Origin of the sequence: Tenuifilum sp. (assembly GCF_037481895.1) — a bacterium.
Lineage (GTDB): Bacteria > Bacteroidota > Bacteroidia > Bacteroidales > Tenuifilaceae > Tenuifilum > Tenuifilum osseticum.
Map to the genome: position 1 here is coordinate 116,309 of NZ_JBBFKU010000002.1, position 14,159 is coordinate 130,467.

General features: G+C 44.4%; 11 protein-coding genes. 8 read left to right on the top strand and 3 right to left on the bottom strand.

Annotation, left to right across the window (positions count from 1 at the left end; genetic code table 11):
• Positions 1 to 11: 11 nt before the first annotated feature.
• Together WHS63_RS01180 and sppA are read right to left on the bottom strand one after the other, a co-directional pair.
• Positions 12 to 1,349 carry a cyclic 2,3-diphosphoglycerate synthase gene (locus WHS63_RS01180; RefSeq protein ID WP_445203534.1) on the bottom strand — a complete coding sequence of 446 codons (1,338 nt, stop codon included), beginning with the start codon at positions 1,347 to 1,349 and terminating at the stop codon, positions 12 to 14.
• 252 nt (positions 1,350 to 1,601) lie between these two features.
• Positions 1,602 to 3,371: a signal peptide peptidase SppA gene (sppA, locus tag WHS63_RS01185; RefSeq protein ID WP_445203535.1), complete on the bottom strand. Its 1,770-nt coding sequence runs from the start codon at positions 3,369 to 3,371 to the stop codon at positions 1,602 to 1,604.
• 342 nt (positions 3,372 to 3,713) lie between these two features.
• Here sppA and WHS63_RS01190 point away from each other — a divergent pair, with 342 nt between their 5' ends.
• The 7 genes from WHS63_RS01190 (at position 3,714) to hutH (ending at position 12,012) form a co-directional block, all read left to right on the top strand.
• Positions 3,714 to 4,889 (top strand): exo-beta-N-acetylmuramidase NamZ family protein, encoded by a 1,176-nt coding sequence (locus tag WHS63_RS01190; RefSeq protein ID WP_445203536.1) that lies wholly within the window; start codon positions 3,714 to 3,716, stop codon positions 4,887 to 4,889.
• Between the two features lie 26 nt (positions 4,890 to 4,915).
• The gene (locus WHS63_RS01195; protein ID WP_445203537.1) at positions 4,916 to 5,548 is read left to right on the top strand and encodes a ribonuclease H1 domain-containing protein; all 633 of its coding nucleotides are present in this window, start codon (positions 4,916 to 4,918) and stop codon (positions 5,546 to 5,548) included.
• A gap of 18 nt (positions 5,549 to 5,566) precedes the next feature.
• Positions 5,567 to 6,808, top strand: coding sequence for an ABC transporter permease (locus WHS63_RS01200; RefSeq protein ID WP_445203538.1), 1,242 nt, complete (start codon positions 5,567 to 5,569; stop codon positions 6,806 to 6,808).
• A gap of 19 nt (positions 6,809 to 6,827) precedes the next feature.
• Complete coding sequence (lpxK, locus tag WHS63_RS01205; protein WP_445203539.1) at positions 6,828 to 7,892, top strand: tetraacyldisaccharide 4'-kinase; 1,065 nt, start codon at positions 6,828 to 6,830, stop codon at positions 7,890 to 7,892.
• Positions 7,849 to 8,658 carry a purine-nucleoside phosphorylase gene (locus WHS63_RS01210; RefSeq protein ID WP_369490727.1) on the top strand — a complete coding sequence of 270 codons (810 nt, stop codon included), beginning with the start codon at positions 7,849 to 7,851 and terminating at the stop codon, positions 8,656 to 8,658. Before lpxK ends, WHS63_RS01210 begins: the two co-directional genes overlap by 44 nt.
• Positions 8,659 to 9,117: 459 nt before the next feature.
• On the top strand, positions 9,118 to 10,494 hold the full coding sequence (gene hisS / locus WHS63_RS01215) for a histidine--tRNA ligase (protein ID WP_445203540.1): 1,377 nt from the start codon (positions 9,118 to 9,120) through the stop codon (positions 10,492 to 10,494).
• Between the two features lie 18 nt (positions 10,495 to 10,512).
• Complete coding sequence (hutH, locus tag WHS63_RS01220; RefSeq protein WP_445203541.1) at positions 10,513 to 12,012, top strand: histidine ammonia-lyase; 1,500 nt, start codon at positions 10,513 to 10,515, stop codon at positions 12,010 to 12,012.
• Positions 12,013 to 12,098: 86 nt separating this feature from the next.
• Here the strand turns inward: hutH and WHS63_RS01225 are convergent, their stop codons facing one another.
• The gene (locus WHS63_RS01225) at positions 12,099 to 12,902 is read right to left on the bottom strand and encodes a DUF3298 domain-containing protein (protein WP_445203542.1); all 804 of its coding nucleotides are present in this window, start codon (positions 12,900 to 12,902) and stop codon (positions 12,099 to 12,101) included.
• A 115-nt stretch (positions 12,903 to 13,017) separates the two neighbouring features.
• Here WHS63_RS01225 and radC point away from each other — a divergent pair, with 115 nt between their 5' ends.
• Positions 13,018 to 13,716, top strand: a complete 699-nt coding sequence (radC, locus tag WHS63_RS01230; protein WP_369490968.1) for a RadC family protein — start codon at positions 13,018 to 13,020, stop codon at positions 13,714 to 13,716.
• The last annotated feature ends 443 nt before the right edge of the window (positions 13,717 to 14,159 follow it).

Sequence of the window (14,159 nt, forward strand, 5' to 3'; positions counted from 1 at the left end):
GTAATCCTGAATTATTTCAGGTTGTGGGTTTTAACAAATTTCTCAAGAACACCCTTAAGGTCGGGTAAGCCTATCTCAGCCAAATCGTAGAATACACGGGTGGTAGGTTTCTTGATGTTGATAATACGGCTGAGGTCAATTGGGGTACCAATAATAACGGTATCGCAATCGGTGTTGTTGATGGTGGCTTCAAGGTCCTTGAGCTGTTGCTCACCGTAGCCCATAGCAGGAAGAACACGGCCTATGTTGGGATAAATACGGTAGGTTTCCTTTAGCTTACCAACAAGGTAAGGACGAGCATCAACCTCTTCGCTTGCACCAAACTTGCGGGCAGCAATGGTACCAGCACCAATTTTCATTTCACCGTGGGTTAAGGTTGGGCCGTCCTCAACAATTAGGCAACGCTTACCATCAATAAGTTCGGGCTTGTCAACCTTGATGGGCGAAGCACCGTCAACCACAATGGCTTTGGGGTTGGTTTTGCGAATGTTCTCACGAACAATCTGAATACCCTCGGGCGAAGCTGAATCCATCTTGTTGATAACAACAACATCGGCCAGGCGAAGGTTAACCTCACCGGGATAGTAGCTAATCTCGTTACCGGCACGGTGTGGGTCAACCACGGTGATGGTAAGGTCGGGTTTGAAGAAAGCAAAATCGTTGTTACCGCCATCCCAAAGGATAACATCGCAACCGCTGGGGTCTTTTTCGGCTTCGCGGAGAATGGCCTCGTAATCAACACCAGCGTAGATAACGTTACCGCGCACTACATGTGGTTCATACTCCTCCATTTCCTCAACGGTACATTTGTGTTTCTTTAGGTCGTCAACGGTAGCAAAGCGCTGTACTTTTTGGGCAACCAAATCGCCGTAAGGCATAGGGTGACGAACTGCAACCACCTTAAGACCAAGACCCATAAGGTACTCAATAACCTTGCGTGAGGTTTGCGACTTGCCGCAACCAGTACGGGTAGCCACAACGGCAATAACTGGCTTGGTGCTCTTTAGCATGGTTTCATTGGGGCCAAGTAACATGAAGTTAGCGCCAGCAGCGTTAACTATTGAGCTAAGGCGCATTACATGCTGGTAGTTCACATCGCTGTAGGAAAATACGCAGTCGTGAACGTTCTTTTCCTTGATAATCTTAGCAAGATTTTCTTCAGCCTCAATGGGAATTCCATTGGGGTAAAGTTTCCCGGCTAGCTCAGCAGGGTATTTACGACCATCGATATCGGGAATTTGAGCAGCGGTAAAGGCAACAACATTGTACTCCTCTTTATCGCGGAAGAAGGTGTTGAAGTTGTGGAAATCTCTTCCGGCTGCTCCGATAATAACTACATTACGTCTCATAAGACCTCCTTAGATATTTTTGTTTAGATTTTGGTTTTTACAGTTCTCAAAATTAGTTTTTTAAAATTCAAAATGTTCGTCCCAAAAATTTTACAACCCTCACCGCCATGAATGGATGTATATAAAAATCAGAATATCAGTTTAATAGGTGTAGGTTTCATAAAATATGTTAAGAAACATATTTTTGGGATTAAGGGAAAAAAATGCCCCGATTTTTTTAGAATCGGGGCAAAAAGTTGTTATGGGAATGTATTAGTAAACCTCGATATCGTAAGGTATACGAGCCTGAACGCCTTGATTGTTAAGCATACTCTTAATGCGATTGTATGCTTTGAACGACAAACCGAGTTCGTCCTTTAGCATCCAAGCCTTTGCTTCGGCCGACATATCTTCCATAAGCTGCTCAAACAGTTTTTTCTGTTTTGGTAGCTCAACAAGGCGGTAGTTTTCCAATCCGGCCTTTTCGGCGGCAAGCTTAATGGCATCGGTTAGGCCACCAAACTCATCAACAAGCTTTATATCCTTGGCGTTAACGCCGCTCCACACCCTGCCTTGTCCAATGGCATCGACCTGTTCTACAGGAATACCACGGCCTGCGGATACATGACCAATAAAGGTTTGGTAGGTTTGCTCAATGAACATTTGGCCTACTGCCTTTTCTTCAGCGGTCATTGGACGGTATACACTAAAGAAATCGGCATGGTCGTTGGTTTTAACCACATCAACTGTAATGCCCAATTTATTGTCGAGCGCTTTTTGCAAGTTGAAGAACAAACCGAATACGCCAATTGAACCTGTAATAGTGGTTGGGTTGGCCATAATGGTTGTAGCAGGGGCTGCAATGTAGTATCCACCCGATGCAGCCACATCGCCCATGGAAACAATAACAGGCTTAACCTTTGCGGCTAAATCAACCTCGCGCCATATAACCTCCGAGGCCAACGCACTACCGCCGGGAGAGTTGATACGGAAAACTATGGCTTTAATCGAGCTATCGCGGCGTGCCTTGCGAATGGTTCGCGAAAGACCCTCGGAACCGATATTATCGTCGCCACCTTCACCCATTCCTATTTCGCCACTTGCATAAATAACGGCAATTTTATCCTTTGAGAACTTGCGTTTAGCAACCTCGGGGGCTTTAAAGTATTTTTTCAGCTCAATGCTGCTGATATCCTTCTTTTCCTCAATGCCAAGTTTGGTTTTTAGGGTTGCAATAAGCTCATCCTTATAGATTAGACCATCGACCAGCTTATTTTCCAGCGCCTTTTTGGCATTGAATATCTCCATGTTGTTGGCCATGCTGTTAAGTTTATCGGCAGATATGCCTCGGGTTTCGGAAATTCCATTTACCCATTGGTTCCAAATGGATGAAACGTAGGTTAATGTTTGCTCGCGGTTTTCGGGGCTCATCTTATCGAGCATAAATGGCTCAACGGCGCTTTTGAATTTACCATGTCGGAGTATTTGTGGCTCAACACCTAGCTTTTCCAAGGTTTTCTTAAAGAACATTATCTCGCTTCGCAAGCCAAGCCACTCAATCATACCCTCAGGGTTAAGGAAAACACTATCGGCAACCGATGCCAGGTAGTATGCTTTTTGGCTGTATGTATCGCTGTATGCATAGATGAACTTGCCCGACGATTTGAAATCGATGAGCGCGTTACGGATTTCCTCGGTGGTAGCGGCACCTGCATTAACGGCGTCGAGTTCAAGCAGAATACCCTTGATGTTGGAATCCTCCTTGGCATTGGCAATGGCTTTTAGGATTTGGTTCAACCCCATTGGGCTATTGGGTTGAAACGAAGCGAAATCGAAGCCCTTGAAGGGGTCTTCGCTACCGCGGTCAACTATTTCCTGTTTTAGATCGACGTAAAGGATTGAGTTGGGCTCAATCTTAACCTCTTTTTTATCGGCCGAGGAAACAATTGCACCAACAATCCCAAGGAACATCAAAAAGATTACTATTGATGAGATTACTATGCCCACTATTGTGGCAAGTACATACTTGAAAAATTGTTTCATAGTGATTGAGATTTAGTTATTCAATTATTAAATAAGACTATTTTAAGTTGATAAAGTTACAGAAAAGGGTTGAATTTTTTAATAGATAATTCATCATTGTAAAAACGAGAGTAAAAGTCAATGAAATCTAAAAATATCACTTTGCGATATTTCACCATTTTATCCTTTATCCTTTAACTTTTATCCTTAATTCCGCTTTCCCGGTTCTTAATTTTTCAGCTAAACTCAGCCTCCCGTAAAGTCGTTCTTGCAGAGCATGGTTCTCCCCCTTTCTTTTTTCTGTATAAATTATTTTCTACCTTAGCAAAACCATAATTGGCGCATATTTTGCAAAAGGAAGGTATGAGGTTTGGTAAAATAGTATTAACCTTTTCGGTTTCAGTATTTCTGATAACCGCAAGGGCACAGGAAATTTTGCCCGGTGCTCGATTGATGAGCAACTACCTTCCGTTGGTTCAGGGTAAACGGGTAGCTGTTGTGGCCAACCATACCACGCTGGTTGGTTCAAAGCATCTGGTCGATACTCTGCTTTCAGCTGGTGTAACCGTAAAAAAAATATTTAGCCCGGAGCATGGTTTTCGGGGCGATATTGAGGCTGGCGAGCTTATTGGAAACTATACCGATAAGGTTACAGGTTTACCTGTAATTTCGCTGTATGGCGGAAGTAAAAAACCCAAACCGGCCGACCTGAGCGATGTTGATGTTGTAATTTTTGATTTGCAGGATGTTGGAGTCAGGTTTTACACCTACATCTCAACCATGCATTACGTAATGGAGGCCTGCGCGGAAAATAACAAGCCGTTGATTATACTCGATAGGCCAAACCCTAACGGTTTTTACGTTGATGGGCCAGTACTGGACACCGCTTACCGCTCGTTTGTGGGAATGCATCCTGTACCCCTGGTTCACGGTATGACCATTGGTGAGTTTGCCCAAATGATAAACGCTGAGGGTTGGTTAAAGGGGAAAATTCAGTGTAACCTCACAGTTATACCCTGTAGGGGTTACACCCACAGCATGACCACTGCCCTACCCGTTCGCCCCTCTCCTAACCTCCCCAATCACCTTTCCATTCTGCTTTACCCTTCGCTTGGGCTGTTTGAGGGGACGGTGGTAAGCGTTGGCCGGGGGACCGATTACCCCTTCCAGGTTTTTGGCTTCCCAAATTTCCCCGATAAGGGTTTTAGGTACATACCAGTTGAGAAACGTGGGGCAAGCTTGAATCCGCCCTACAAGGGCAAACCGGTTTACGGTATCGACCTAAGGGACTACTCGGTAAACTACTTTCTGGACCGCCGCGAGATAATTCTCGATTGGCTAATATACTCCTACAACAACTACCCTGAAAAAGATAAGTTCTTCAATAACTTCTTCAACCAGCTTGCCGGAACTAGCGTGCTGCGCCAGCAAATAGAAAACGGGTTAACCCCTTCGGAAATTAGAGCCACCTGGCAGCCAGCGCTTGAGCAGTTCAAACTGCTCCGAAAAAAATACCTGCTTTACCCCGATTTTGAATAACTTTGACACCTGATTACTTTAAAAGTATGGCAAAGAAAAATACACACTATGTGGTTTGGGAGGGGCTAAAACCTGGCATTTATGGGAGTTGGGAGGAGTGCCAAAAGCAAATAAAGGGTTTCCCGGGTGCAAAGTATAAAGGATTTCCAAGCATGCTTGCCGCACAGCGTGCTTATGAAATGGGTTACGTGGCATACAATAGCATGAACCCCGAGCAGGAAGCGCTGTTTAATGTTAACGAGAATACCCCTAAACCAATATACCCTTCATTGGCTGTTGATGCAGCCTGGAATACTGCAACTCTTGAGATGGAATACCAAGGGGTAGATTGCCAAACCGGCAAGCTGATTTTCCATCAAGGACCTTTCCCCGATGCCACCAATAACATAGGCGAGTTCCTTGCCATTGTCCATGGGTTAGCGCATCTGAAAAAGCTGAATAGCGAAATACCCATTTACACCGACTCCATGACTGCCATAAGTTGGGTTAGGGCAAAGAAAGCACGTACCAAACTTATACAAACGGAAAGGAATAAGAATCTCTTTGAACTACTGGAGCGGGCCGAAAAATGGTTAAGGGAAAACACATGGAAAAACCCTTTACTTAAATGGGAAACCCAGTACTGGGGCGAAATCCCTGCCGATTTTGGCCGAAAATAAACAAAATGCCAACTACAAGTGAGTTTTGAAAGCTACATAGCAAAACGATTTCTAAGCGGTTCCGATAGCCAAAGCCTATCGAGGCCATTTATCCGTATTACCATTGCCTCAGTAGCCCTGAGCGTGGCCGTTATGATTGTGGCCATTGCCGTTATTACCGGCTTTAAAAGGGAGATTAAACAAAAGGTTGTGGGTTTTGGAAGCCATATTCAAATAACAAACTACGACAGTAACCAATCGCTTGAAACCAATCCCATACCAACAAACCTTCCGGTAATTGATGAGGTAAAAAAAGTAAAAGGAGTTAGGCATATTCAGCGGTTTGCCATAAAGGCAGGTATCATAAAAACCGACACCGATATTCAAGGAGTTGTCCTAAAGGGAATAGATTCCGATTTCGATTGGACTTTTTTCCAAAAGAACCTGGTTGATGGGGCGATTTTCAAAATTACCGACTCAACCACAACCGCTGCCTCGCTTATTTCCAAAACGCTGGCAAACCTTTTAAAGTTAAAGGTAGGCGATACCTACGATATGTTCTTTGTTCAAGAACCACCCCGTTATAGAAGGTTTACGGTTGCTGGTATTTACGATACCAAAATGGTTGAGTTCGATAAAATGTTTGTGCTTTCCGACATTAAGCACATCCAAAGGCTCAACGGGTGGAGCCAGAACCAGGCCACAGGATTTGAGATTTTGGTTGATGATATCGATAGGGTTGATGACCTATGGGTTGAGGTTGATGACATTGCAGGCTTTGTTTTCCTCGACGATGGCTCAAGGCTAAAGGTTCAAAGCATTATTGATAAGTACCCAAATATTTTTGACTGGTTGAACCTGCAGGATATTAACGCTGCCGTGCTAATTGTTTTAATGTTGCTAGTGGCAGCAATAAACATGATTTCGGGCTTACTCATAATTATTCTGGAAAAAACATCTACCATTGGCCTTTTGAAATCGATGGGAACATCGAACCGTAGCGTTAGAAAGATATTTTTGATACAGTCGGCGTTCATTATGATACGCGGACTTTTTATTGGAACCGCAGCGGGTTTGATACTTTGCTTTTTGCAAAAGCAGTTTGGTATAGTTAAGCTCGATGAGGCATTTTACTTCCTATCCGAAGTGCCAATCAACATTGTTTGGTGGCATGTAATTGTTTTGAATGTTTTAGCATTTGCCGTTGGGGTGGCTATGCTGGTGGTGCCTTCGATGGTAATTTCGCGGATTAGCCCCGATAAAACACTTAAATTTGAGTAGTAACTTTATCAGTAAAACCATGCAAAAGCTTCGTCTTTTACTTTTGCCCTTTTCGTTGCTTTACTGGTTTGCAGTAAAGATTCGAAACCTCCTTTTTGATATCAATGTTCTGCGCAGCTTTGAGTTCGACCTTCCAACCATTTGTGTTGGTAACTTAACCGTGGGAGGAACAGGCAAAACCCCGCATACCGATTACCTTATAAGTTTACTAAAAAACAACTATAAAACGGCACTGCTAAGCCGTGGGTATGGTCGTAAAACCAAAGGTTTCAGAATTGTTGAGCAATCGTCGCTGGCCGTTGAGGTAGGCGATGAACCCCTTCAGCTTAAGCTCAAACACCCCGATGTTGCCTGTGCCGTGCACGAGGACAGGCTAAATGGCGTGGTGGAGATAATGGGCTCGTTCCCTGAGACCGAGGTTGTTGTTCTGGACGATGCCTTCCAGCACCGTTGGATAAAAGCAGGGCTTAACATATTAATGGTAGATTACAACCGACCGGTTTACGCCGATTTCTTTTTGCCTGCCGGGAATCTACGCGACAGCATCTCAGAGATTAAGCGGGCCAATATTGTTATAGTGAGCAAATGTCCCGATAACCTTACAACCCATCAGCAAAAGTTAATAGCCAAGAGGCTTAAAATCAAGCAAAACCAGGATATTTATTTTACCTCAGTGAGCTATGGTAAGCCAAAGGCTGTTTTTAGCAATTACGAAGACTGTGAATTTAATCCAAATGAAACAGTCTTCGCTTTATCAGGAATAGCAAATCCCAACTCATTTAACCATCAACTCGAAAAAAATTATAAATTGGTAGGAAAGAAGACCTTTGCCGACCATCATAATTTTACGGTTAAGGAAATTCTATCTATTTTTGAGGTCACCTCAAACGATGTAAAGTTGGTAACCACCGAAAAGGATGCAGCTCGAATTCGTGGGCTAAACCTGCCATCGGATGTAAAAAGTAGGATTTACTACTTGCCGCTTGAGGTTTACTTTATTAGTAACAACGAAAATAGGTTTAACAGTCAAATACTCAATTATGTTGGAGAAAATAAACCAAACAGTAACCTATATCAAGAGTAAGGTTACCATTGAGCCCGAAGTGGGGATTATACTTGGAACCGGTTTGGGTGGCTTAGTTCGTGAAATTGAAAATCAACAGGCATTGGAGTATAAGGATATACCTAACTTTCCTGTTTCCACTGTTGAAGGACACTCGGGACGATTAATATTTGGCACCCTTGGCGGTAAAAAGGTTGTAGCCATGCAGGGCCGCTTCCACTACTACGAGGGTTACGATATGAAACAGGTAACCTTCCCGGTTAGGGTGATGAAGTTCCTTGGCATTAAGTATCTTTTTGTATCAAATGCCAGCGGGGGCGTAAACCCCGACTTTGAGATTGGCGATTTGATGATTATTAACGACCATATCAACCTAATGCCCAATCCGCTCTTAGGTCCCAATATCAATGAGCTTGGACCCCGCTTCCCCGACATGCATAAACCCTACGACCACGATTTGATTGCCTTAGCCCAAAAGATTGGGGCTGAACTGGGCTTCAAATTGCAGATTGGATGCTACGTGGGAACTACTGGCCCAACCTTTGAAACACCTAAGGAATATCAGTATTTCCGTATTATTGGTGGTGACACAGTGGGCATGTCAACCGTTCCGGAAGTTATTGTTGCCCGTCACATGAACCTGCCCGTGTTTGCCATATCCATTATTACCGATTTGGGTGTTCCAGGCAAAATTGTTGAGGTGTCGCACGAGGAGGTTCAAAAGGTAGGAGCCATGGCCGAACAAAAGATGACAAGAATTTTCAAGGAGATGCTCACAAGGCTATAATCCTTAATGCTATTCGCAAGGGAGAGGCTACCTGTTTTGGGTGGCCTTTTTTATTAAGTTGATGGTTGATAGTTGATGGTTGATAGTTGATGGTTGATAGTTGACGGTTGATGGTTGTTCGTGAGTGTATTGTCATGTTGAGAGCTAGCGAAACATCTCCATAACGATTAATAAATAGAGATCCTTCGTTTCACTCAGGATGACAAGCGTAGCATTTTGCTGTTCTGCTTCGCTTAACGGCTCACGGTTAACGATTAACGATTCTTCACAATTGAGATTCCTCGGCATAGTCTGTCCCGATATATCGGGACTCGGAATGACAATAGGTGATATTAGATTTCGTTTAACGGTTCACGGTTCACGGTTCACGTTTAACGATTCATGCACTTCCTTTAACCTTCATTTGCCTTTTTCTCCCAAAAAAATTGTAGGTTTGCAGTCGTTTCAAACAGCAACACAATGGCAAAGACAAAACCAAGCATTCCCAAGGGAACTCGCGATTTTGGTCCTGAGCAGATGGTTCGGAGGAATTATATTTTCGATACCATTCGTACAGTTTTTAGCAAGTATGGTTATTCGCCAATCGAAACGCCTGCCATGGAGAACCTTTCAACCCTACTTGGCAAGTATGGCGACGAAGGCGACAAACTTCTTTTCAAAATTCTTAACTCAGGCGATTTTATCGATAAGGTTGAGCCAAGCCTACTGAAACCAGGCAACTCAAATGCCGCATCGCTAGCAATATGCGAAAAGGGTTTGCGTTACGACCTTACTGTTCCTTTTGCCCGATTTGTGGTGCAGTACCAGAACGAGATTACTTTCCCCTTTAAACGATACCAAATACAGCCCGTTTGGCGTGCTGACAGGCCACAAAAGGGTCGTTACCGCGAGTTCTACCAGTGCGATGTTGATGTTATTGGTTCAAACTCGTTGCTTAATGAGGCTGAGCTGGTGCTTATTATCAATGAGGTTTTTGAAAAGCTCAACGTGCGCACCCTGCTCAAGGTAAATAACCGCAAAATACTAAGCGGAATAGCCGAGGTTATTGGTCATGCCGATAAGCTGGTTGATATTACTGTAGCAATTGATAAGATTGAGAAGATAGGTATTGATGCTGTTAACGCCGAATTGCGTGAGCGCGGAATCGATGAGGCTGCCATTCAGAAATTGCAACCCATAATTCAGCTACAGGGCAGCAACAACCAAAAGTTAGCCACATTGCGAAATGTATTGCAGAGCAGCCCCTTAGGCCAGAAAGGAATTGACGAAATGGAGGAACTTTTCCGATACATTGAGGCTTGGGGAAGCTTATCAACACAGGTGGAACTCGACCTTTCGCTTGCGCGAGGGCTTAACTACTACACCGGTGCCATATTTGAGGTAAAAGCCCGGGATGCTGAGATTGGCAGCATTTGTGGCGGTGGCCGGTACGACGACCTAACCGGTATTTTTGGTTTACCCAATGTGAGCGGGGTAGGGGTTTCGTTTGGCGCCGACCGCATTTACGATGTAATGCTGCAGCTAAATCTTTTCCCGGAGAGTCTTACCTCCACCACACAGGTAATGTTTGCAAACTTTGGGACAACTGAGGTTGCATACTGCATGCCTGCAGCCCGTAAGCTCCGCGATGCCGGAATTAGCGTTGAGATTTACCCCGATGCTGCTAAGGTGAAAAAGCAGTTTGAGTATGCAAACAAGCGCAACATTCGCTTTATGGTAATTGCAGGTGAAACCGAAATTCAAAACCGTCAGTTTTCGGTTAAAAACATGGCAACCGGCAATCAGGTTACCATTCCTTTTGATGGCATTGAAGAACATATCAAGTTGAACCTATAAGAAAATCACTCATTAACCATGGCAAAAGTTCATACCATATCGCCCAAGCCCTTAAGCTGGGATGTAATTGAAAATTTGATTGACGAGCCTCATACCCTTGAACTTTCTGAGGAATCGCGCCAGCTTATAGCCAAGTGCCGCGATTACCTTGACCGTAAGATGGAGAATGAGGAGACCCCTATTTACGGTATTACCACTGGTTTTGGTTCGCTATGCAACAAAACCATTTCTAAGGACGAACTCTCACAGCTGCAGAAAAATCTTGTTATGTCGCATGCCTGCAGCACAGGCGATATGGTTAAGCCCGAAATCGTAAAGCTGATGCTTTTCCTTAAGGCTCACGCACTATCGTTAGGACATTCGGGTGTTCAGGTTGAAACCGTTCAGCGTATTATTGATTTCTACAATAACGATGTAATTCCCGTTGTTTACGACCGTGGCTCACTAGGAGCATCGGGCGATTTGGCGCCCCTTTCAAACCTGTTCCTACCGCTAATTGGTATGGGTGAGGTGCATTACGATGGCCAAATAGTTTCGGCTGCCGATGTACTCAAAAAATTTGGCTGGAAGCCCATTGAACTGAAGTCGAAGGAAGGGCTTGCCCTGCTTAATGGCACGCAGTTTATGAGTGCACATGGCGTTTACGCCATGGTTAAGGCTTTTAAGCTGGCCAAGCTAGCCGATATAATAGGCGCAGTTTCACTTGAGGCGTTCGATGGTCGTATTGACCCATTCCATGAAAATATTCAAAATGTTCGGCCGCATCAGGGACAAATTGAAACGGCCCGTGCTTTCCGAAAAATACTTGATGGAAGCGAGCTCATAAAGCGCCCCAAAAAGCACGTTCAGGATCCCTACTCATTCCGGTGTATTCCACAGGTGCACGGAGCATCAAAGGATGCCATTAACTACGTGGCAGGAGTATTGCTAACCGAGATAAACTCGGTTACTGACAACCCAACCATTTGGCCCGATGAGGATTTGGTAATTTCGGGTGGTAATTTCCATGGGCAACCGCTGGCCTTAGCATACGATTTCCTTGCCATTGCCCTTGCAGAGCTTGGCAACATCTCGGAACGCCGAACAGCGCAACTTATTCTTGGCTTACGCGGCTTACCCGAATTTCTGGTTGCTAATCCCGGACTAAACTCCGGTTTTATGATACCACAGTACGCAGCTGCTGCCATGGTAAGCCAGAACAAGCAGCTTTGCACTCCCGCATCGGTCGATTCCATTGTTTCTTCAAACGGCCAGGAAGACCATGTTAGCATGGGTGCCAACGCAGCAACAAAGCTACTTAGGGTGGTCGATAACCTTGAGCGCATACTGGCCATTGAGCTATTCAATGCAGCCCAGGCTCTTGAGTTCCGTCGGCCTGCAAAATCATCGCCCTACCTTGAGGAATTTATTGCCAGCTACCGTTCCATCGTAGGTTTTATTGAGCAGGATAGGATAATGTATAAGGAGATGGACAAAACCGTTGAATTCCTCAGACTGGGTAAGTTTCAGCGGGAGTAAATAAGATTTCCTTAAAAACATAACCGACAACTGTTTTAACTGTCGGTTTTTTCTTTAGTTAAGTTATTGTAAAAAAGACTTGGGTTTTAGTTCATCAATTCCTTTCGGTAAGCATCAACCAAAATCTCTTTTAAATCAGGGTAGGGGATTAACAGCTCAATATCGCCGCGAGCAAAGCAAGCTATCTCGTAAACATTGTAATGGAGCAGCAAGCCCTTACTGGTTAAACCAAACTCATTGGCAAGAACCAAGGAACCATCGTCGGCCAACCAGTATTCGGTTTTGTCGGCAGGATTATTCAGGTACTGAACCGTAAAGGCCTTTTGGGCAATGGCTTTGAAGCGGTCCATATCCGTAAACAGGTCGGTCAATTTTAGGATTTTTGTTTTTTTTAGGTCGATATTAAGGTAATGGTAACCATACATATCGTGGGCACCGCCAGTGTAACTCGATTGCTCGTAACGGAAAGTAATCAATCGGTTTGTACGTAAAATCTGTGTAAAATCAACATCAATATACCACTCAACGCCAGTACCAAATTGTTTCAGGAACTCTACGTAGGAACTGTCGTAGCTAATGGAGTTTTTTACCAGCATATCCTTTAGGTGAGCAAAATCGTTTCTATCAATTTCCTCATCCATGTTTCCCACAAAATCGTTTACAATTAGCTTTTCAATACGGGAGCTACCCTTACCAACGGGAACAGGGAAACGGTAAGCAACCCTAAAACACGATGAGTCGGGATGTAGGCAACCGCGTTTGAAAACAACCGAGTCGGCCGAAAAGGTTAAATTGTTGGAACTATTTGCCACAATTTGGGTGTAGGTATAGTAAGCCAGGGCAACAATTGCCACCAGCAGCGCTGAGCGAATCAGGTTCTTACTTTGCATAGTGTTCTTTGATTAGTAACATCAAATATATTGCTATTTATATTGATTTTGATAAAACTGCTTGCATTTTATTTCCGTTCTGTTTAACTTATGTAACCTATTCAAAGCCATGGTCATGGAAAACTCCGAAAAGCGGTTAACCATAAAAGATTTGGCCGAGGACGACCGTCCACGCGAGAAAATGGAGCGAAAAGGAGCCTCAAGCCTTAGCGATGCAGAACTGATTGCTATTCTGCTCAGAGTTGGTAATGCAAGCGAGACCGCAGTAGATGTGGCCCAACGGTTACTGGGGCAGGTAAACAACAGTCTCAACGAGCTTGCTCGTCTGAGCCTGCATCAGCTTACCAGAATAAAGGGGATTGGCAGAACCAAAGCAATAACCATACTGGCAGCGCTTGAGCTTGGTCGTAGGCGAAATGCTGAGGGGCCAATAAACCGTGAAAGGATTTTCTCAAGCCGGAGCGTTATCGATTTGTTCCAACCTGTCCTTGCCGATTTGCCACACGAGGAGTTTTGGGTTTTGCTTCTGAATAAGTCCAATAGGATAATTGAAAGGGTAAAGGTGAGTCAGGGTGGAGTGGGGGGCACCGTGGTTGACCCAAAGCTGGTGTTAAAACACGCCGTTGAGCGGCTTGCCTCGGCTGTTATAGTGGTTCACAATCACCCATCGGGTAACCCCCAGCCCAGCGATAAGGATATCGCGCTAACCGAAAAGCTTAAGAATGCTGCACAACTCTTTGACATCACCCTGCTCGACCATGTAATAGTAACCGATGGCGAATGTTACTCCTTTGCCGATAACGGAAAAATGTAACTGTTAGTTGCTGGTTGATTGTTGTTTTTGAGAATATTGTCATGTTGAGCGTTAGCGAAACATCTCTCTGTCAAGCTTAGACCCGATTTATCGGGATAGACTGCGCCGAAGCATCCCTTTGCTCATTTTTCAATTTGCCCTTGACTGAGATCCTTCGCTGCGCTCAGGATGACAAAGATAGTTGTTCATTGAAAGTTGCTCGTGATAGGGTTGTCATGTTGAGCGTTAGCGAAACATCTCATTTTGCACTTAAGAGAGAGATCCTTCACTAAGTTCAGGATGACAACCGTCTCATTAACTGAGCAACAGCAAATATCACAGAGTTACACAGTGTAACACGGTGTTACACAGAATGGCATTTACGAACAACGATTCACTAACAACGAAGACCGCTTCCAGCCCCGTAGGGGTGTAATATTTGTAACCAAAGAGCTACCTCCGCC